At 69.1% G+C, this 19,828-nt stretch carries 14 protein-coding genes; 6 read left to right on the forward strand and 8 right to left on the reverse strand.

Annotation, left to right across the window (positions count from 1 at the left end; genetic code table 11):
• Window positions 1-20 precede the first annotated feature (20 nt).
• Together AB0L71_RS30375 and AB0L71_RS30380 are read left to right on the forward strand one after the other, a co-directional pair.
• Window positions 21-899 carry an ABC transporter permease gene (locus AB0L71_RS30375; RefSeq protein WP_365249173.1) on the forward strand — a complete coding sequence of 293 codons (879 nt, stop codon included), beginning with the start codon at window positions 21-23 and terminating at the stop codon, window positions 897-899.
• Window positions 892-1,668, forward strand: coding sequence for an ABC transporter ATP-binding protein (locus AB0L71_RS30380; protein ID WP_365249109.1), 777 nt, complete (start codon window positions 892-894; stop codon window positions 1,666-1,668). The genes AB0L71_RS30375 and AB0L71_RS30380 overlap by 8 nt, the downstream gene beginning before the upstream one ends.
• A gap of 200 nt (window positions 1,669-1,868) precedes the next feature.
• Here AB0L71_RS30380 and AB0L71_RS30385 read toward each other — a convergent pair whose 3' ends face one another.
• Window positions 1,869-6,863, reverse strand: a complete 4,995-nt coding sequence (locus AB0L71_RS30385; RefSeq protein ID WP_365249112.1) for an NAD-glutamate dehydrogenase — start codon at window positions 6,861-6,863, stop codon at window positions 1,869-1,871.
• 399 nt (window positions 6,864-7,262) lie between these two features.
• Here AB0L71_RS30385 and AB0L71_RS30390 point away from each other — a divergent pair, with 399 nt between their 5' ends.
• The gene (locus AB0L71_RS30390) at window positions 7,263-7,832 is read left to right on the forward strand and encodes a DJ-1/PfpI family protein (protein WP_365249116.1); all 570 of its coding nucleotides are present in this window, start codon (window positions 7,263-7,265) and stop codon (window positions 7,830-7,832) included.
• Between the two features lie 78 nt (window positions 7,833-7,910).
• On the opposite strand, the gene AB0L71_RS30395 is transcribed toward AB0L71_RS30390, so the two are convergent.
• Together AB0L71_RS30395 and AB0L71_RS30400 are read right to left on the reverse strand one after the other, a co-directional pair.
• Window positions 7,911-8,600 carry an HAD family hydrolase gene (locus AB0L71_RS30395; protein WP_365249119.1) on the reverse strand — a complete coding sequence of 230 codons (690 nt, stop codon included), beginning with the start codon at window positions 8,598-8,600 and terminating at the stop codon, window positions 7,911-7,913.
• Window positions 8,601-8,739: 139 nt separating this feature from the next.
• Entirely contained in the window at window positions 8,740-9,246 is a 507-nt protein-coding gene (locus AB0L71_RS30400) for a hypothetical protein (RefSeq protein WP_365249122.1), read from the reverse strand.
• A gap of 290 nt (window positions 9,247-9,536) precedes the next feature.
• On the opposite strand from AB0L71_RS30400, the gene AB0L71_RS30405 reads away from it, so the two are divergent.
• Entirely contained in the window at window positions 9,537-9,965 is a 429-nt protein-coding gene (locus AB0L71_RS30405) for an Rv3235 family protein (RefSeq protein WP_365249125.1), read from the forward strand.
• Window positions 9,966-10,152: 187 nt separating this feature from the next.
• Here AB0L71_RS30405 and secA read toward each other — a convergent pair whose 3' ends face one another.
• A complete protein-coding gene (gene secA / locus AB0L71_RS30410; RefSeq protein WP_365249128.1) occupies window positions 10,153-12,969 on the reverse strand; it encodes a preprotein translocase subunit SecA in 2,817 nt (938 codons plus the stop codon).
• Between the two features lie 241 nt (window positions 12,970-13,210).
• Between secA and AB0L71_RS30415 the strand changes: the two genes are divergently transcribed.
• Complete coding sequence (locus AB0L71_RS30415; RefSeq protein WP_365249131.1) at window positions 13,211-13,885, forward strand: GNAT family N-acetyltransferase; 675 nt, start codon at window positions 13,211-13,213, stop codon at window positions 13,883-13,885.
• A gap of 10 nt (window positions 13,886-13,895) precedes the next feature.
• On the forward strand, window positions 13,896-15,071 hold the full coding sequence (locus AB0L71_RS30420) for a crosslink repair DNA glycosylase YcaQ family protein (RefSeq protein WP_365249134.1): 1,176 nt from the start codon (window positions 13,896-13,898) through the stop codon (window positions 15,069-15,071).
• A gap of 58 nt (window positions 15,072-15,129) precedes the next feature.
• Here the strand turns inward: AB0L71_RS30420 and AB0L71_RS30425 are convergent, their stop codons facing one another.
• The 4 genes from AB0L71_RS30425 to AB0L71_RS30440 form a co-directional block, all read right to left on the reverse strand.
• Entirely contained in the window at window positions 15,130-15,885 is a 756-nt protein-coding gene (locus AB0L71_RS30425; protein ID WP_365249137.1) for a response regulator transcription factor, read from the reverse strand.
• 184 nt (window positions 15,886-16,069) lie between these two features.
• Complete coding sequence (gene raiA / locus AB0L71_RS30430; protein WP_365249140.1) at window positions 16,070-16,759, reverse strand: ribosome-associated translation inhibitor RaiA; 690 nt, start codon at window positions 16,757-16,759, stop codon at window positions 16,070-16,072.
• 323 nt (window positions 16,760-17,082) lie between these two features.
• Window positions 17,083-17,832: a ComF family protein gene (locus AB0L71_RS30435; protein ID WP_365249143.1), complete on the reverse strand. Its 750-nt coding sequence runs from the start codon at window positions 17,830-17,832 to the stop codon at window positions 17,083-17,085.
• A 71-nt stretch (window positions 17,833-17,903) separates the two neighbouring features.
• Window positions 17,904-19,781 (reverse strand): LpqB family beta-propeller domain-containing protein, encoded by a 1,878-nt coding sequence (locus AB0L71_RS30440; RefSeq protein ID WP_365249146.1) that lies wholly within the window; start codon window positions 19,779-19,781, stop codon window positions 17,904-17,906.
• Window positions 19,782-19,828 lie beyond the last annotated feature (47 nt).

Here is a 19,828-nt window from a genome sequence, read left to right on the forward strand (position 1 = left end):
CCACCGGCGCCCACCCCCCGGTGTACGCCCCGGGTGAGCTCGCCGCGCTCGCCGCCCGGCACGGACTGACCATGAGCGGGGCCCGGCCGACGCTGGGCGCCTACCTCCGGCAGTTGTGGGGGCGCCGGCACTTCATCACGGCGTTCGCCACCGCCAAGCTGACCGCCCAGTACAGCCAGGCGAAGCTCGGCCAGATCTGGCAGATCATGACCCCGCTGCTGAACGCGACGGTCTACTACTTCATCTTCGGCGTCCTGATGAACACCAAGCGCAATGTCGAGGACTTCGTCCCGTTCCTCGTCACCGGCGTGTTCATCTGGACCTTCACCAGCAGCTCGATCACCGCGGGCACCCGTGCGATCAGCGGCAACCTCGGCCTGGTCCGGGCCCTGCACTTCCCGCGCGCCTCACTGCCGATCGCGCTGGCCCTCCAACAGCTCCAGCAGTTGCTGTTCTCGCTGGCCGCACTGGTGCTCATCCTGGTGGGGTTCGGACAGTTCCCCAAGCCGTCCTGGCTGCTGGCGGTCCCCGCACTGCTCCTGCAGGCCATGTTCAACACCGGTGTCTCCATGGTGGTGGCACGGCTGGCCGCCCGGACACCGGACATCGCCCAGCTGATGCCGTTCATCCTGCGCACCTGGATGTACGCCTCGGGCGTCATGTGGAGCGTGGACACGATGCTCAAGGGCGACCGGGTCCCGCACGCCGTGATGGTGATGCTGGAGTGCAATCCGGCAGCCGTCTTCATCGACCTGATGCGGTTCGCGCTCATCGACAGCTTCGGCGCGTCGCATCTTCCGCCGCATGTGTGGGCGATCGCCGCGGGCTGGGCGCTCGTGTGCGGCGTGGGCGGATTCGTGTACTTCTGGCAGGCGGAGGAGCGGTACGGACGTGGCTGACACCAACGAGCAGGTGCCCACCGTCGTCGTGGACGACGTCCACATCACCTACAAGGTCAACGGCGCCCGCACCGGGAAGGGCAGCGCCACCTCGGCGCTCAGCCGGATCGTCTCGCGCCGGCAGACCCCCGGGGTGCGCGAGGTGCATGCCGTGAAGGGGGTGAGCTTCGCCGCGTACAAGGGCGAGGCCATCGGCCTGATCGGTTCCAACGGTTCGGGGAAGTCCACCCTGTTGAAGGCGATCGCCGGTCTGCTCCCCGCGACGAAGGGGCGGGTGCACACCCAGGGCCAGCCCTCGCTGCTGGGAGTGAACGCGGCGCTCATGGGCGATCTGACCGGCGAACGCAACGTGATCCTCGGCGGGCTCGCGATGGGCATGACGCGGGCCGAGATCCGCGAGCGCTACCAGGAGATCGTGGACTTCTCCGGCATCGACGAGAAGGGCGACTTCATCACCCTGCCGATGCGTACGTACTCCTCCGGCATGGGCGCACGCCTGCGCTTCTCGATCGCGGCCGCCAAGAGCCACGACGTCCTCCTGATAGACGAGGCGCTCTCCACCGGCGACGCCAGGTTCCAGCGGCGCAGCCAGGAACGGATCAAGGAGCTGCGCAAGGAGGCGGGCACCGTCTTCCTGGTCAGCCACAGCAACAAGTCGATCACCGAGACCTGCAACCGGGCGATCTGGCTGGAGGCGGGCAGTCTGCGGATGGACGGACCTGCGGACGAGGTCGTGGCCGCGTACGAGAAGTTCACCAGCAAGAGGTAGCGGCGCGGGCTGCGGGCCGGGACGAACCGCCAGGACGACGAACTCCCTTGCCGCACGGCGGACTCCCTTGCCGCACGGCGGACTTGTCCGGGCAGTGCTCAGGGTGCCGTCCGGGACGGCGTTCCGGGACCGCTGCGGGCCGAACGGGGACGGGCGGCTGCCGGAGTGTCCGGCAGCCGCCCGTCCCTCAGTCATGCGACCTACGCGTGCGTACGCAGCAGCGTCCGCATGGTCCGCATGGCCACCGACAGGTTCGCCAGGTCGAACGCCTCCGACCCCTGGATCTCGTCGAGCGTGGAGCGCGACCGGGTGAGGATCGCCGCGTTCTTCTCCTCCCAGACCTGGAACCGCTCCTGCGGGGTGGAGGTCCCGTTGCCCACGGACAGCACGTCCGCGGTGAGCGCGGCGTGCGCGGAGTACAGGTCCTCGCGGATGGAGGCGCGGGCCATGGACTGCCAGCGGTCGGCCCGCGGCAGCTCGATGATCCGGTCCATCAGCTGGGTGATGCCCAGGCGGTCCGCGAGGTCGTAGTACACATCGGCGACGGAAAGCGGGTCCTTGCCGGTGCGTTCCGCGATCGCCACGATGTCCAGCGCCGGGAAGGCGGAGGAGAATCCGGCGACCCGCTGGGCCAGCTCGCCCGGGACACCCGCCTCGGTGAGCTTGTCCAGGATCGACTGGTACCAGTCCAGGTCGGCGCCCCTCAGCATCTTGGGCAGCTCGGCCCAGACCTGCTCGACGCCCTCCTTGAAGAACTCGATGGTGCCGGCGATCTCCAGCGGCTGCGGCCGGTTGCCGAGCAGCCAGCGCGAACCGCGCTCGACAAGCCGGCGCGAGTGCAGCCGGATCCGGGTCTGCACATCGGCGGCGACCTTGTTGTCGAGCGCCTCCACGGCGTCCCACACCTGGCCGAGGCCGAAGATCTCACGGGCCGCGAACTGCGCCCGCACGATCTCCTCGATCGAGGCCCCGGTCTCTTCCCGCATCCGGTGCAGGAAGGTCGAACCACCCGTGTTCACCGTGTCGTTGACCAGGACCGTGGTGATGATCTCGCGGCGCAGCGCGTGCCCGTCGACCGCCTCGGGGAACTGCTCGCGCAGCTGGTGCGGGAAGTAGGCGTGCAGCAGCTTCTGCAGGTGCGGGTCGTCCGGCAGGCTGGTCCGGATCAGCTCCCGGGCCGCGGTGATCTTCGTGTACGCGAACAGCACGGCCAGTTCGGGCTGGGTGAGCCCCTTGCCGGCGTTCAGCAGTTCGCGGATCTGCCGGTCGCTGGGCAGGAACTCCAGCCCGCGGTCGAGGTCCCCGTCGCGGCCCAGTCGGCGCATGAAGCGCTGGTGGGCGTGGAGCAGGGAGGGCGACTGCGGCGTGGCGTTGGCGAGGGCCACGTTCTGCGCGTAGTTGTTGCGCAGCACCAGACGGCCGATCTCGTCGGTCATCTCGGCGAGCAGCTTGTTGCGCTGCTTGACCGTCATGTCGCCGTCCCGGACCAGGCCGTTGAGCAGGATCTTGATGTTCACCTCGTGGTCGGAGGTGTCCACACCGGCGCTGTTGTCGATCGCGTCGGTGTTGATCCGGCCGCCGTTGCGGGCGAACTCGATCCGGCCGAGCTGGGTGGCGCCGAGGTTGCCGCCCTCTCCGACGACCTTGGCCCGCAGGTCCTCGCCGTTGACCCGGATCGCGTCGTTGGCCTTGTCGCCGACGTCCGCGTGCGACTCGGCGGAGGACTTGATGTACGTACCGATGCCGCCGTTCCACAGCAGGTCGACACGGGCCTTGAGGATGGTCTGCATCAGCTCGGCGGGCGTCAGCTTGGTGATGCCGGGCTCGATGCCGAGTGCCTCGCGGATGTGCGCGTTGACCGGGATGGACTTGGCGGTGCGCGGGTGGATGCCGCCGCCCGCGGAGAGGAGTTCCTTGTTGTAGTCGGCCCAGGAGCTGCGCGGCAGCTCGAAGAGACGGCGCCGCTCGGCGTACGAGGTGGCGGCGTCCGGGTTCGGGTCGATGAAGATGTGGCGGTGGTCGAAGGCGGCGACGAGCCGGATGTGCTCGGAGAGCAGCATGCCGTTGCCGAACACGTCGCCCGACATGTCACCGACACCGACGACGGTGAAGTCATCGGTCTGGGTGTCGTGGCCGAGCTCGCGGAAGTGGCGCTTGACGGACTCCCAGGCGCCACGGGCGGTGATGCCCATGCCCTTGTGGTCGTACCCGGCGGAACCGCCGGAGGCGAACGCGTCGCCGAGCCAGAAGCCGTATCCGACGGCGACCTCGTTGGCGATGTCGGAGAACTTCGCGGTGCCCTTGTCGGCGGCGACGACCAGGTACGTGTCGTCCTCGTCGTGACGGACCACGTCCCGGGGCGGCACGACCTCGCCGGCCACCATGTTGTCGGTGATGTCGAGGAGCGCCGAGACGAAGGTGCGGTAGGACGCGATGCCCTCGGCCATCCAGGCGTCCCGGTCGGCGGCCGGGTCCGGGAGCTGCTTGGCGACGAAGCCGCCCTTGGCGCCGACCGGCACGATGACGGTGTTCTTCACCATCTGCGCCTTGACCAGGCCGAGGATCTCGGTACGGAAGTCCTCGCGCCGGTCCGACCATCGCAGACCGCCTCGGGCGACCTTGCCGAAGCGCAGGTGCACGCCCTCGACGCGCGGCGAGTAGACCCAGATCTCGAACGCCGGGCGCGGCGCCGGAAGGTCCGGGATGGACTGCGGGTCGAACTTCATCGAGACGTAGCCGTGCGGCTTGCCGTCGTCCGCGGTCTGGAAGAAGTTGGTGCGCAGGGTGGCCTTGATGACGGTGAGGAAGGACCGCAGGATCCGGTCCTCGTCGAGCGAGGCGACCTGGTCCAGGGCCCCGTCCAGCTCCTCGAGGATCCCGTCGGTCAGTTCGGTACCGGCCCGCTGGCGCTCGGGCGACATCCGTGCCTCGAAGAGCGAGACGAGCAGCCGGGTGGTGTGGACGTTGTTGCGGAGAGTGCTCTCCATGTAGTCCTGGCTGAACGTCGACCCGGCCTGGCGCAGGTACTTCGCGTAGGCGCGCAGCACCATCGCCTGCCGCCAGCTCAGACCGGCGCCCAGCACGAGCGAGTTGAAGCCGTCGTTCTCTGCCGCGCCGGTCCACACCGCGGCGAAGGCGTCCTGGAACCGGTCGCGGGCGTCGTCGGCGAGGTAGGTGCCGTTGCCGTTGGTCTGCGGCATCCGCAGACCGAAGTCGTAGATCCAGGCGTGGGTGCCGTCCGCGCAACGCAGCTCGTAGGGACGCTCGTCGACGACCTCGACACCGAGCCGCTGGAGTGCCGGGAGGACGGCGGAGAGGGAGACCTGCTCGCCGGTCCGGTAGATCTTGAAACGGCGTTCGCCGGGGCCGGCACCGACCGGCTCGTACAGGCTGAGGGCGAAGTCCTTCTCGTCCTTCTTGAGCGCTTCGAGGTGGACCAGGTCGGCCACGGCGGCACGCGGCGTGTGATCGGCCTTGTAGCCCTCGGGGAAGGAGTGGCCGTAGTGGCGCAGCAGTTCGGCGGCGTGCTCCTCACCGCATTCGGCGCCCAGCGCCTCCTGGAAGCCGTCGGCCCAGGAGCGGGCGGCCTCGACAAGTCGGGCCTCGATGCGGTCGGTCTCGGCGTCGGTGAGGTCGGGGAGCTCAGTGCCCGGGGGAACCCGGACGACGAAGTGCAGCCGGGAGAGGATCGACTCGGTGTTCCAGGCGGTGAAGTCGACGCTGGTGCCGCCCAGTTCCTCCTTGAGGATGTCGATCAGGCGCAGTCGTACGGCGGTGGTGTAGCGGTCGCGCGGCAGGTAGACGATCGCGGAGTAGTAGCGTCCGTACTCGTCCTGGCGCAGGTAGAGCCGCAGCCGCCGGCGCTCCTGGAGGTACAGCACCGAGGTGACGATGGAGCGCAGCTGGTCGACGGGGGTCTGGAACAGCTCGTCGCGCGGGTACGTCTCCAGGATCTGCAGCAGGTCCCGGCCGTCGTGGCTGTGGGGCGAGAAGCCGGCGCCGTCCAGCACCTCGGCGACCTTGCGGCGGATGACGGGCACCCGGCGCACGGACTCGGTGTAGGCGGCGGACGAGAAAAGTCCGAGGAAGCGGCGTTCACCGATGACATTGCCCTCGGCGTCGAACTTCTTCACACCGACGTAGTCGAGGTAGCTGGGACGGTGGACGGTGGCCCGGCTGTTGGCCTTGGTGAGGACGAGGAGCCTGCGCTCGCGGGCCTTGGCCCGGGCGTCGGCGGGCAGCCGCTCGAAGGACGGGCTGACCGGATGCGCCTCGTCGAGGCTGTGGTGCGGGTCGGAGCGCAGGATGCCGAGGCCGGTGCCGGGGACGGCGGTCAGCGCGTCGCTGTCCCTCAGCTCGTACTCGCGGTAGCCGAGGAAGGTGAAGTGGTCGGCGGCGAGCCAGCGCAGCAGTTCCCTGGCCTCGTTCACCTCTTCGTCGGCGAGGTCGTCGAGGGGCTCGGCGGGCAGGTCGTCGGCGATGCGCAGAGCGGCGTCGCGCATCTTCTCCCAGTCCTCGACGGTCTCCCGCACGTCGGACAGCACCCGCAGCAGGTCGACGGCGATCTGCTGGAGGTCGGCGCGGTCGGTCTCGCGGTCGATCTCGACGTGGATCCAGGACTCGACGAGCGCGTCGTGCGGCAGCTCGGTCCTGGTGCCCTTGGCGTTCGCCTCCGGGTCGGTCGGGAGGCCGTTGCCCTCGGCGAGGACCTCGATGAGCTTTCCGGTGACGTCGCGGCGTACGACGACCTGCGGGTGGATGACGAGATGGATGCCGCGGCCCTGCCGGGTCAGCTCGTTGGTGACGGAGTCGACCAGGAACGGCATGTCGTCGGTGACGACCTCGACGACGGAGTGGCTGCACGTCCAGCCGTTCTCCTCGACGGTCGGGGTGTGCGCCCGGACGTTCGCCGTGCCCTGCGGGCGGGTCTCCGCGAGCCGGTAGTGGGAGGAAGCGGCGCCGAAGACGTCCACCGGGTCGCGGCCCGCGATGTCCTCCGGAGCCGTGTGCAGGTAGTAGCGCTGGAGGTAGGCAAGGAGTACGTCATGCCCGGGACGCTCCTGGCCGGCCCCGGTGGCGACGCGCACCCGGGGAGCTCCGCCCGGCCCGCCGACACCACCGCCCGGACTGTTGTCAGCTACCTTGGCTGCCCTTGCGAGCAGCTCGGCCTTGGCTTCGTCCAGCTTGGTCTGCATGTCCTCTGGCTCCTGTCGCGCGCCGTTGCGTGACGTAGGTGAAAAAAGACGACGTACCGCCACGACACGGGGTTTCCGGTCTGCTTCGACGCTATGCCGCTATGAGAGACGCCCGGGACCATATTGGCCATTTTTGGCAGTCGGTCCGGGCTACGAAGATCAGGGATGGCCGCCCGGGTGCTGTGGCACTCCGGGCGCAGGTCGGAGGCTTCACTGCCCCCGAGGCATATCGCGCTGATCACGGGGTCAAGGCTATCTCGCCCGCCCCCGGAACCGTCATGAGCTGTATGTGTACAAAAGACTGTGCCGAACTTTGACACTCTGGACAGCGCGGCGGCCCGTATTGCCTCACTCTGGTAGACGGAACAGGCCACGACGAACCCCCGCGGGAGCCCAGCCATGGCACCGAAGATCCTGATCGTCACCGGCGACGCCGCCGAGTCCCTGGAAGTCCTCTATCCGTACCAGCGGCTGCGCGAGGAGGGCTATGACGTCCACATCGCAGCCCCCGCCCGCAAGACGCTCCGCTTCGTGGTCCACGACTTCGTGCCCGGTTTCGACACGTATACCGAGAAGCCCGGCTACACCTGGCCCGCCGACCTGGCCTTCTCCGAGGTGGACCCGGGAGAGTACGTGGCCCTGGTCGTCCCGGGGGGCCGGGCCCCGGAGTATCTGCGCAACGACGCCGAGCTGCGCAAGATCCTCAAGGCGTTCTTCGACTCGGACCGTCCCGTGGCCCAGATCTGCCACGGTCCGCTGATGACGGCGGCGATCGGCGCACTGGCCGGCCGACACGTCACCGCATACCCCGCGCTGGAACCCGACATGCAGGCGGCAGGCGCCACCTACGAGGACCACGAGGCGGTGGTCGACGGCACGCTGGTCTCCTCACGCGCATGGCCGGACCACTCGGCGTGGATGCGCGAGTTCCTGAAGGTGCTCCGCACCAAGGCCCCGGTGAACACCTGACGGCATTCACGCGGGACCGGGCCCCACGTGTTCTCTTTCCCGTACCCGGCCGGCCCCTGCCGGGTACGCCGCTCACCCCTACGCCCGCTCACCGGCCCGGCCGGCGAGCCGTGCCGCGACGTCGGCGGCCTCGGCCAGGCTGTCGACCACCGGCACCCCGGCCGCCTCCAGACTGGCCCTGCTGTGCGACCCGCCGGTGTAGAGGACGGCCTTCGCACCGACGTGGGCGGCGGCGACGGCGTCGTCCACCGCGTCTCCGACGACCACCGTGTGCTCCGGGGACACCCCGTCCAGCGCGGCCATGTGCCGCGCCATGTGCTCGGCCTTGCTGCCGCCGGACGGCCCGGTGCGCCCGTCGACGCGCAGGAAGTGCCGCTCGATGCCGTATCCCCGGACCACGGGGACCAGCTGGTCATGTCCGTACATGCTCAGGATGGACTGGCTGCGTCCGGCCAGCTGCCACTGGGTGAGAAGCTCCTCGGCGCCTTCGGTGAGCCCGCAGGCGGCCCGCCGCTCGGTGTAGTGCCGGTGGAATATCCCGTCCATCCGCTCCCACTCGGCCTGGGTGGGCAGCCGCCCCATCAGCCGTTGGTAGAAGCGGGGGATCGGAACGCAGTACATCTCGCGGTACTGCTCCAGCGTGATCGGCGCCAGGCCGACCTCACCGAACGCGGCGTTGGTCGCGCCGACGACCGCGGCGTTGTCGTCGAGCAGTGTGCCGTTCCAGTCCCAGACCAGATGCGCGCGGTGCTTCCCATGCGTCCCCATGCGGAAGAACGTACCTGCCGGGTCCGACATCCGTCCGGGGGGCTGTTCTGATCACGCGCGGAGCAGCGCGCACAGGCCGCGGGGCGGGCAGCACCGGAAAGACGGGCGGGCGGGCAGCGCGCCCCCTTCCCTCACCCGATCAACCGATCAGATTCGGAATCTCCTGAATGCCGAACCAGAGCAGTTCGTGGTCCTCGGCCCCGTCCACGGCGAACTGCGCGTCGTCGTCACCGAGGTCCGCCGCGCCCAGCGCGGCCGCGGCGGCGGTTACGTCCTCCTCCGCTTCGTCCGCATCGACGTGCACGGCGGCGGCGTCGCGCAGCGCCACGGAGGACGCGATCCGCACCTCACCGAGCGAGGACGCGTCGAGGCTGCGGTCCGGGTCGGCCACAGCGGCGCCGTCCGGCACGTCGACGGCGACGACAACCCGCCGGCGGGCGATGTCCGGGTTCCCGGCAATCAGGCGCAGGGAGGCGGCGGCGGCCCGGCTGAGCGCCGCGTACTCGAGTTCCTCGATGTCGTCGGAGACGTACCACTCACGCAGTCCGGGAGTCACCCCATAGGCGGTCAGCGGACCGGGGCCGATCTCGCCCGCCTGGTGCGCCGCTGCGAGACCGGGAAGCGTCAGGGGGACGTACACGCGCATGGCTGGCCGCTTTCGTAGTCGGAAACGCCCTCAGGATACGTGCGACGTCCTCCTTTGGGGTTACGTGCGCTCCGGCAGCCCCGTCCACCCGACGACCGCCTCTCACCCTCCTGCCTCCCTCTCCGTGGCCCGCCCGTACCCCGCCGCATCCCTCGAATAGGTGATTCCTCCTGCGCGCATACGGCGCTCACCGACGCTTGCGACCTCCTCCGTCGTCGCCGTAGAAGAGCCACAGCAGAAGTTACCGCCCGGTATTCAGCCGGGCCTCTGAAGCACGGGGGCAGTGAGCGATGAGCACGAACAGGACCCGGCCCACCGGACGACACGATGCGCGCAGGCCCGGGTGGGTACCGCCTCAGTACACGAGGACTCCCCGACGTGCGCGCCCCCATCACTGGTTCGCGGAGCGGCTCCTGGCCGTCCTCAGCGGCCAGCGCCCGGTGCACTGGATGCTCGGACACACCATCGGCGAGGCGTACGACCAGCTGGCCGAACTGGCCCCCCGCACCCCGCTCCGGGCCCGCGGCGCCCGCCCGGTCATCCGCATGTGCCACGGAACCCAGCCGGCTCCGGGTGTGGTGGAGGCCTGCGCGAGCATCGCGGCGGGCGAACAGGTGCGGGCCATGGCCTTCCGGCTGGAACAGGGCTCAGACCTCCGCTGGCGCTGCGCCGCGGTGGAGCTGGGTGACGAACACCTCCAGGCAGTGCCCGCCCGGTAGGCGCCCGCCCAGGGCGCTCAGTGGCCCGGCGGGAGCGCAGGCGCCCAGCGGGTGGGGAAGGGACGGGAAACGGAGGTCAGAGGAAGCGACAGGCGCGGGCCTGGGAAGCAGCCGGGGCCGGGCACCCCGAAAGGTGCCCGGCCCCGGCCTGTAACCGTCGACGCCCGGTATGGCGTCGACGCCACCGCTACTTCTTGCGACGGCGCCCGCCACCGCTCTTCTGCGCCTTGCGCCGCTCCGCGCGGGTCAGGCCGTCCGATTCGGACACGACGCCACCGTCACCGTTGGAGAAGTCGCCCTCGACGACCCCGCCCTCGCCGTCCACGGTGGGGGCGGAGAAGTGGAGCCGGTCCGGACGCTGCGGAGTGTCGAGCCCCTTGGCCCGGATCTCCGGACGGGCCGCCGGCACGGCGTCCTCCTTGGCGAGCGAGGTCCGCTCGGCCTCGTCCTGCACCGGAACCTCCTCGACCTGCTGCTCGACCTGGACCTCCAGGTTGAACAGGTAGCCGACGGACTCCTCCTTGATGCCCTCCATCATGGCGTTGAACATGTCGAAGCCCTCGCGCTGGTACTCGACCAGCGGGTCCTTCTGCGCCATGGCACGCAGGCCGATGCCCTCCTGGAGGTAGTCCATCTCGTAGAGGTGCTCGCGCCACTTGCGGTCCAGGACGGACAGGACCACGCGCCGCTCCAGCTCACGCATGATGTCCGAACCGAGCTGCTTCTCCCGCGCCTCGTACTGTTCGTGGATGTCGTCCTTGATGGACTCACCGATGAACTCGGCGGTGATCCCGGCCCTGTCGCCGGCCGCGTCCTCCAGCTCCTCGACCGTGACCTTCACCGGGTAGAGCTGCTTGAACGCACCCCACAGCCGGTCGAGGTCCCACTCCTCGGCGAAGCCTTCGGCGGTCTCCTGGCGGATGTAGTCGTCGATCGTGTCGTCCATGAAGTGCAGGACCTGCTCCTGCAGATCCTCGCCCTCCAGGACCCGGCGACGCTCGCCGTAGATGACCTCGCGCTGCCGGTTGAGCACCTCGTCGTACTTCAGGACGTTCTTGCGCGTCTCGAAGTTCTGCTGCTCGACCTGCGACTGGGCCGACGCGATCGCCCGCGTCACCATCTTGTTCTCGATCGGCACATCGTCCGGCACGTTGGCCATCGACATGACCCGCTCGACCATCTGCGCCTTGAACAGCCGCATCAGGTCGTCGCCGAGCGACAGGTAGAAGCGGGACTCGCCCGGGTCGCCCTGACGGCCCGAACGGCCACGCAGCTGGTTGTCGATACGCCGCGACTCGTGCCGCTCGGTGCCCAGGACGTACAGCCCACCGAGCTCCTTGACCTCTTCGAACTCCGCCTTCACGGCCAGCTCGGCCTTCTCCAGCGCGGCGGGCAGCGCGGCCGCCCACTCCTCGACGTGCTCGACGGGGTCGAGGCCGCGCTGACGCAGCTCCGCCTCGGCGAGGTCGTCGGGGTTGCCGCCGAGCTTGATGTCGGTGCCTCGTCCGGCCATGTTCGTCGCGACCGTGACGGCGCCCTTGCGGCCGGCCTGGGCTACGATCGTCGCCTCACGGTCGTGCTGCTTGGCGTTGAGCACCTCGTGCTGGACACCGCGCTTGGAGAGCTGCTGCGAGAGGTACTCGGACTTCTCGACCGAGGTGGTGCCGACCAGGATCGGCTGGCCCTTCTCGTGCTTCTCGACGATGTCGTCGACGACCGCGGCGAACTTCGCCACCTCGGTGCGGTAGATCAGGTCCGACTGGTCGGCCCGGATCATCGGCCGGTTGGTCGGGATCGGCACCACACCGAGCTTGTAGATCTGGTGGAACTCCGCGGCCTCGGTCATCGCCGTACCGGTCATGCCGGAGAGCTTGTCGTAGAGGCGGAAGAAGTTCTGCAGGGTGATCGTGGCGAGCGTCTGGTTCTCGTCCTTGATGTCCACCCCCTCCTTCGCCTCGATCGCCTGGTGCATGCCCTCGTTGTAGCGGCGGCCGGCGAGGATACGGCCGGTGTGCTCGTCGACGATCATGACTTCGCCGTCGATGACGACGTAGTCCTTGTCCTTCTTGAAGAGTTCCTTGGCCTTGATGGCGTTGTTGAGGTACCCGACGAGGGGGGTGTTCACCGACTCGTAGAGGTTCTCGATACCGAGCCAGTCCTCGACCTTCGAGACGCCGGACTCATGGATGGCCACGGTCCGCTTCTTCTCGTCGACCTCGTAGTCGCCGGTCTCCTCCACACCCTTGAGCGGGTTGCCGGCCTCGCCCCTGGTCAGACGCCTGACCAGCTTGGCGAAGTCGCCGTACCACTTGGTGGCCTGGTCGGCCGGGCCGGAGATGATCAGCGGCGTACGGGCCTCGTCGACGAGAATCGAGTCGACCTCGTCGACCACCGCGAAGTTGTGGCCACGCTGCACGAGCTCCTCCGAGGACCACGCCATGTTGTCCCGGAGGTAGTCGAAGCCGAACTCGTTGTTCGTGCCGTACGTGATGTCGCAGGCGTACTGCTCACGGCGCTGGGCCGGCGTCATGTTGGCGATGATGCAACCGATGCTCAGGCCCAGGAACTTGTGGACCCGGCCCATCAGCTCGGAGTCGCGCTCGGCCAGATAGTCATTGACCGTGATCAGGTGCACACCCTTGCCGGAGAGTGCGTTGAGATACGCCGGCAGGGTACCGACCAGGGTCTTGCCCTCACCGGTCTTCATCTCGGCCACATAGCCGAGGTGCAGTGCGGCGCCGCCCATGATCTGGACGTCGTAGTGGCGCTGTCCGAGGACCCGCTTGGCGGCCTCACGGACGGTTGCGAATGCCTCGGGGAGCAGGTCGTCCAGGCTCTCGCCGTCCGCGTACCGTTCCTTGTACTCGTCGGTGAGCGCCCGCAGGTCGGCGTCGGAGAGGTTGACGAAGTCCTCTTCGATGGAGCTGACCTGGTCCGCGATGCGGTGCAGTTTGCGCAGGATCTTGCCTTCGCCTGCACGCATGAGCTTGTTGAAGACGGACACTGAGGCTGGTCTCCTTGCCGGTCGGGCCTGGCACTGGGTCGTGTGATGGACGCTGGCGCGGGCACGGCAGGTGGGCCCCACCGCAACGGCCATCGTAAGCGAGGACACCGCCGCGCCGGGAGGGCTGCCACCGCGTCGGCTTCCCTCGCCCCCTGTCGAGTCAACGGCCGGGGAGCGCCGAAGGTGCCGGGAACTCCGAAAAGTGTTCGCCTCATGTCCCGCGCCTCACCAGAATCCGTACATGGAGCCGATCACCCTGACCACCGAGCGTCTGCTGCTGCGTCCCTTCGCCGGCACCGACGCGGACGCGGTCCACGCCGCTTGCCAGGATCCGGACATCCAGCGCTGGACGACGGTGCCCTCGCCCTACGGCCGCGCCGACGCGGAAACCTTCACGGCACAGCTGTGCCCGGACGGCTGGCACGACGACTCCACGTACAACTTCGCGGTGGTTCTGCGCGGGAGCGGAGCACTGGTGGGTGCGCTCGGCATCACCCGCCACCATCTGCCGGGCACGTACGAGGTGGGGTTCTGGACCGCGAAGGAGTACCGAGGCCGGGGCTACACGTCGGAGGCGGTGCTGTCCGCCGCCCACTGGACCTTCACCTCGCTCGGCGGTGACCGGCTCGAATGGCGGGCAGAGGTGGGCAACCACCCCTCGCGTGCCGTGGCGCTGCGGACCGGTTTCCGGATGGAGGGCGAGCAGCGGTCGGGACTGCTCAACAACGGTGTCCGACGCGACGTCTGGGTGGGCGCGCTGCTCCCGTCGGATCTCGGCCTGCCCGGCACCTGCGCCTATCTGCCCGCCGCCGGCCGACCTCACCGGGCCCCTGCGCACCGGCCGCCGGCCGCCTCAGGACGCCGGGTCCACATGCCCCCGGGAACTCCAGGTCCCGATGTCAGTGCCTGCCTCTAGGGTGCAGGGCATGACGTCTGTGCCGCCCCCAGCCGCCGAACTCTCCGCCGACCAGGCGCGCAGGATAGCCCTGCGCGCCCAGGGCTTCCTCGGTGCTCCGGACCGCCGGGCCGGGGTGCCGGGGGTGCTGCGGCATCTCGGTGCCGTACAGCTCGACACGATCTCGGTGCTCGCGCGTTCGCACGAGCTGATTCCGTACGCGCGCCTCGGCGCGGTCGGCAGGCGCACGGTCGAGGAGGCGTACTGGTCGGCCGGTCGCAGCTTCGAGTACTGGTCGCACGCGGCCTGCATCCTGCCGGTCGAGGAATGGCCGCACTTCGCGTTCCGCCGCCGCGCCTACCGGGCTCGCCCCCACTGGCACCACGACCTGCCCGACGGCGCTTACGCGAGGGTGATCGAGCAGCTGCGTGCCGAGGGCCCGCTGACGGCGACCGAGCTGGGCGGCGCGAAGAACGGCGGGGAGTGGTGGGACTGGTCGGAGTCGAAGGTCGCCGTCGAACGCGCCCTGATGTACGGCGAGGTGGTGTGCACCGAACGCCGCGGCTGGAAGCGGGTGTACGACCTCGCAGAGCGGGCCCTGCCCGATGCCGTGCTGCACGACGATCTCCCGGACGCGGAGTGCGTACGGCGGCTGGTCGCGCTCGCGGGGCAGTCGCTGGGCATCGGAACCCGCGCGGACATCGCGGACTACCACCGGCTCAGGGGCGAACAGTTCGACGCGGTCGTGGCGGACTCCGGTCTGGTGCCGGTGAGGGTGCAGGGCTGGGCGAAGCCGGCCTGGGCGGACCCGGCGGCCCTGGCCACGGAGCCGCGCGGCCGGCACCGTACGACCCTGTTGTCGCCGTTCGACTCACTCGTCTGGGAGCGGGCCCGCACCGAGCGGATCTTCGGATTCACCCATCGTCTGGAGGCCTACGTCCCCAAACCAAAGCGGATACACGGCTATTTCGCGATGCCGCTGCTGGCGGGCGGAAAGCTGCAGGGCCGAGTCGACCCGGCACGCGAGGGCACCACGCTGGTCGCCCGCCAGGTGTCCCTGGAGAGCGGAAAGGCCGTGGCACCGATGGCCGAGGCGCTGGTGGAGGCCGCGTCCTGGGTCGGTTGTACGGATGTCCGGCTGGAGCGGGTCGACGCTCCGGAACTGCGTGGGCCGCTCGCCCGGGAAATCGGTCGCGCGCTGGCCTGAGCGCACATTCCCGTCCCTTTACCCGGCGTCGCCCTGACCGGTCCCAGCACGGGACCGGTCATCTGATCTCCAGGATCTTCTCCCTCATGGCATAGACCACGGCTTCCATCCTGGAGTGCAGCTGCAACTTCTCCAGAATGTTGCGGACGTGATTCTTCACGGTGTTCTCCGAAATGAAGAGCTCCTTCGCGATATCGCGATTATTCATGCCCGTGGCGACGAGTTTCAGGACTTCGAGTTCCCGGTCGGTGAGCCGCGGCGCCGGCACCAGCCTGCGCTCGTCGGTCCGCTGGATCATCGACTTGAACTCCGTGAGCAGTTTCGACGCCATGGAAGGACTGATCTGGGACTGCCCGTCGGCGACTGCGCGAATCGCGGTGGCCACCTCGTCCGTGGAGATCTCCTTGAGGAGATAGCCGGTGGCACCCGCCTTGATCGCGTCGTAGAGGTCGGCCTCCTCGTCGCTGATCGTCAGCATGATGATCTTCGCGCTGGGGGCCACTTCCTTGATCGATGTGCAGGCCTCGATCCCGCCGCGCCTGGGCATTCGCACATCCATCAGCACGATGTCGGGCAGCAGATCTGCCGCCTTGTCGACCGCCTCGGCCCCGTCACCCGCCTCGCCGACGACCTGGATGTCCTCCTCCTGGGCGAGGACGATCTCCAGGCCCCGGCGGAAGAGTGCGTGGTCATCCACCACGAGGACCCGGATCGGCTCCCCGCGGGAACCACCGTCCCTGCCCGCCCCGGCGTCGGCACGGGCACCACGGTCGGTTTCAATCGCATCGCGCACAGGCCCGAAGGTGTCCGCCATCGTTCCTCCCCCTGAAGGCCACGGCCTGGAGTTCACAGACTGTCCGCCAACAGCACGTCACAGAACGCCGGTTGGCCGGGACGACATGATTTCATGCCCGGGCGTCGGCGCGGTGATGCTGTAGCCGCACACGGGTGCCCCTGGGGGCGCACAGGCGCTCCAGGGGCACCCCGGGAGAGTGGCGTCAGCCGCCGAGGGCGCCGCCCGCGCCGCCCGCCTCGTCGGCGGCCAGCGGATCGGTCCTCAGGTGGATGACACCGTAGTCATAGGCATGCCGTCGGTAGACGACGCTGGGTTCCTTCGTCTCGGAGTCGACGAACAGATAGAAGTCGTGTCCGACCAGTTCCATCTCGTAGAGCGCCTGATCGAGCGACATCGGTGCGGCGACGTGCGTCTTCTCGCGCATCACCAGCGGGCCCTCGCCCTGTACCTCCAGCGAGCCGAACCTGGTGGTGGGGACGGACCGTTCCGTCTCGGCGCCGACCAGATCGCCCTCCCCGTTGAACGACGCCGCGCCCGGCACGTTCTCCGCGACTTCGGCAGCGGGAACCCGTCCGTTGCCACGGCGGCTGTAGCGCTTGTCGTGCTGCTTGCGCAGCCGCGCCTCCAGCTTGCCGGTGGCCAGGTCCAGCGCTGCGTAGGGGTCGCCTGCCGCTGCTTCCGCCCGGATGACCGGTCCACGCGAGCGGAGCGTGATCTCCACCCGGTCGGAACGGTCGGCCTGACGGGGATTCAGCTCCTTGGACACCTCGACGTCGAGGCTGATCACCTTGCCGTCGAACTTCTGGATCTTGTCCAGCTTCAGCTTCTCGGCCACGTGCTTGCGGAACCGCTCGGGCACCTCGGTCTTGCGGCCCTTGACGACGATGTCCACGCAGAACTCCGTTCCCGGATCACTCCGCCCAGTGGCGGAGCATCTCCCTTTTGCACCAGGCCCCGGCAGTGGCCGGAGCCGCGGACTCGGTGACTTCCACCTCCTCCTCCCCCATCGGCGAGGTCTCCACCCCACCGAATTCCGCACTTTCGGAACTACTGGCGAGTTACCTGCCCGAAACGCGGCGGTGCATTCCTTGAGGTCTGGCGTTCGCCGTTCCTCACAACTGAACATATCCTGCCTGGCCGGATGTCGGCACCCGCTACTCGCACGTACCTCCGTTCCAGTTCCTTTGCCCACTCACTACCTGCAACGATGCAAGTTCACCGACAGTTCCGGTTTATTTCGAAGGCGAACGGGGATGCCGCGACCACGGCGGCCTGGCTGCTTCCCTCCGGCGCAGCACCGGGCCCGTCGCACTCGTCTGGCTCACCGCACGCCGTCCCGATCGCCCGCGCCGCCTCGGCCAGCGAGGCGCCGGTCGTCAGAAGATCGTCCACCAGCACCACCCGTCCGGCTGCCAGCAGCCGTTCGCCCCCGGCCACGACCCCCAGCGACCCGGCCATGTTCGCCTGTCTCTGCCGGGCCCCCAGCCCCGCTTGATCGGCCACCGCCCGCCGCTGCCGAAGCGCCGCCAGTACCCGGGCGTGGGCACCTCCTCGCCGCAGTTCACCTGCTGCGGCCAGCGCGATCCGGCGCATCGGATCATGTCCGCGCGCCGCCACGGCCCGCCGCGCGGACGGCACGGGTACGAGCAACAGCGGGCCGGCCACGCCGGTGCGCTCCGTCCCGGCCCGTACAGCCCCCGCCAGCGCCCTGCCGAGCGCCCCGGCAAGGCCCAGCGCACCCCGCTCCTTGTGGGCCAGGAGCACCTCACGTACCGCGTTCTCGTACGCGGCCGCCGCATGCACCACCGGCAGGCCCACGGGCTCCGGCACGGGCCGCACCCGGCGCGGTGCCCCGCCGTACAGCTCCGTACCGCATTCCTCGCACAGTTCCGTGCGGGGGCTGCCGCAGCCCCCGCAGGACACCGGCAGAACCAGTCCGGAGATCTCCCGCCACCATCCCCGCATGACTCCACTGTGCCCTCCCCGAAAAGGACGGGCCACCCCTGTGGAAAACGCGGACGACGCCATGTGCGGTCTCAGCCCGGATAGACCAGCGCAAAGCCCTTCTTGACCACCGTCTGCCAGTTGTCGCCCGGCGACAACTTCACGATCCCGTCCTCCACCGTGGCCGCCATGAGCGGCAACTGCTCGTCGTCCGCCGCTGCGACCGACGACACCTGGTTCACACCGGGCAGTACGCCCGACGCGGGCGTCGAACCGTCCGCCTGCACATAGCGGACCTGCTCGACGCCGCCCTGTTCCTTGCCGACCACGACGAGGCGGCTCCGGCCCGACCACGACATCGCGGTCACGTCCGTCAACTGGGGTGCGGCCTGCCGCAGCTCCACCACCGAGACCTTCTGTTCCGTCTCCGACCCGTGGCGCTCGATCCGGCCGATCTTCAGCGTGCTGTGCCCGTGCCGCTTCACCAGGAGGGCGATCCGTACTCCGTCCGCGGACATCCGCAGCGCTTCGATCCGTCCACCGGCCAGGCTCGGCACCGTGACTTCCTGCGGTTTTCCGGTTCCACCGGTCAGCCGCAGGAGTCTGGAGTTGGCGGGATCGCGGTCGGCCACCCAGAGGTCGCCCAGGCCGTCCCAGCTCGGCGCCGACAGACGGTCGTCCGGGTTCCGGGCCCTGCTGGTCACCGAGGGCACGGGAAGCTCGCCGTCCGAGACGATCGATGCCACGTAGAGAGCCCTGCTGTCCTGTGAGACCGCCGCCGCCGACTGCTCGTCCCTGGCCACACCGACCACGCCCATCCGCACCGGCCCGTCGCCCAGCGGACCTGCCACTGCCTCCGGAGTGCCGCTGCCCCGGGTACTGCCGGGAATGCGCTCCACATACCCGTTGATGTCGACGAAGTACTGGCCGTCCGGCCCGCTCGACGAACCGTCAGGCGCGAACTCCTCCGCCTGGTCCCTCCCCAGGACGCACAGCGGGGAGCCGTCGGAGCGTTGCAGTTCCACCTGCTCGACCCGAGCGGACGTCAGGTCCCTGAGGGTGTAGAGAACCTGTGAGGCCATCATGCGGCAGGAGCTCTGCCCGACGCCGTCCGCCTTCGCATTGAGCGGGACCTTCAGCACGTTGCGTTCGTCGGGCGCCAGCGAGGTGACGCCCTTCTTCAGTGCCGTACCTGCGGGAAAACGGGAGTCGACCACCGGTCGCAACCAACTGGTCGGCCCTGCCAGGAGACTGCGAACCGCCTGGGTCACCGTATCCATCCCCGTGACGGGGTCGGTCCGGCTGCGCAGGTAGACGGGGTCGGCGACCAGGGTCGACGATTCGGCTGTCCGCCCTGCGGCAAAGTAGTACTTGTCGACGGAGCGGTAGAGGCGCTTGAAGTCCGACTGCCCGAGCAGCAGGCCGTCCGGCACGAAATCGATGCGCCACTCCTTGCCCTCCGGACCGTTCTCCTTCACCAGACGCAGCGTCTGGCTGTAGTCCGTGGGTGCGAGCGGCTGATAGGCGTTCTGGGCATCGACCGTTGCCACCTTCTCCCCGGTCAGGGCGTAGGTGATCTCCGTGACGTCGGGGGCGTTGTCGCGGAACGGACGGTCACTGCGATTCGGCGCATTGGTGAGCACTGTCGTGAACGCGCTCGGCCTCCAGGTGCTCGCCGCCTTCCTCGTCAGGTACTTCCGGGTCGTCCTGAACTCCGAGTCATCACTGGTCATGGACTCCAGGAAGCCGTCGACGATCTCGTTGGGCGTGGCGTCGTCACGCGGCGCCACGGCGTACACCTGCACCTGGGGGTCAGCGGCCTGCGAGGCGTCGACCGCTCTGACATCACCAGTGACGGGCATCGAACCACATGCGGACAGAACCATGCCCCCGCATCCGAGCAGCGCGAACAGCCCCAGCGCGCGTCCACGGCCGTCCCTGCGGCGGTCGGGCTCTTCCGTTTGGGTCATGCGGGGCTCGCGCGCCCCGGCACCGCTTCCTGATCCAGCCTGAGCCG

The sequence above is a fragment of the Streptomyces sp. NPDC052052 genome (assembly GCF_040680455.1).
GTDB lineage: Bacteria > Actinomycetota > Actinomycetes > Streptomycetales > Streptomycetaceae > Streptomyces.

Bases quoted from the DNA above. Each gene is read 5' to 3' on its own strand.
- AB0L71_RS30385 (WP_365249112.1), bottom strand. From the start codon at position 6,863: ATGCAGACCAAGCTGGACGAAGCCAAGGCCGAGCTGCTCGCAAGGGCA.
- AB0L71_RS30390 (WP_365249116.1), top strand. From the start codon at position 7,263: ATGGCACCGAAGATCCTGATCGTCACCGGCGACGCCGCCGAGTCCCTG.
- AB0L71_RS30395 (WP_365249119.1), bottom strand. From the start codon at position 8,600: ATGGGGACGCATGGGAAGCACCGCGCGCATCTGGTCTGGGACTGGAAC.
- AB0L71_RS30400 (WP_365249122.1), bottom strand. From the start codon at position 9,246: ATGCGCGTGTACGTCCCCCTGACGCTTCCCGGTCTCGCAGCGGCGCAC.
- AB0L71_RS30405 (WP_365249125.1), top strand. From the start codon at position 9,537: ATGAGCACGAACAGGACCCGGCCCACCGGACGACACGATGCGCGCAGG.
- AB0L71_RS30415 (WP_365249131.1), top strand. From the start codon at position 13,211: ATGGAGCCGATCACCCTGACCACCGAGCGTCTGCTGCTGCGTCCCTTC.
- AB0L71_RS30420 (WP_365249134.1), top strand. From the start codon at position 13,896: ATGACGTCTGTGCCGCCCCCAGCCGCCGAACTCTCCGCCGACCAGGCG.
- AB0L71_RS30425 (WP_365249137.1), bottom strand. From the start codon at position 15,885: ATGGCGGACACCTTCGGGCCTGTGCGCGATGCGATTGAAACCGACCGT.
- AB0L71_RS30435 (WP_365249143.1), bottom strand. From the start codon at position 17,832: ATGCGGGGATGGTGGCGGGAGATCTCCGGACTGGTTCTGCCGGTGTCC.
- AB0L71_RS30440 (WP_365249146.1), bottom strand. From the start codon at position 19,781: ATGACCCAAACGGAAGAGCCCGACCGCCGCAGGGACGGCCGTGGACGC.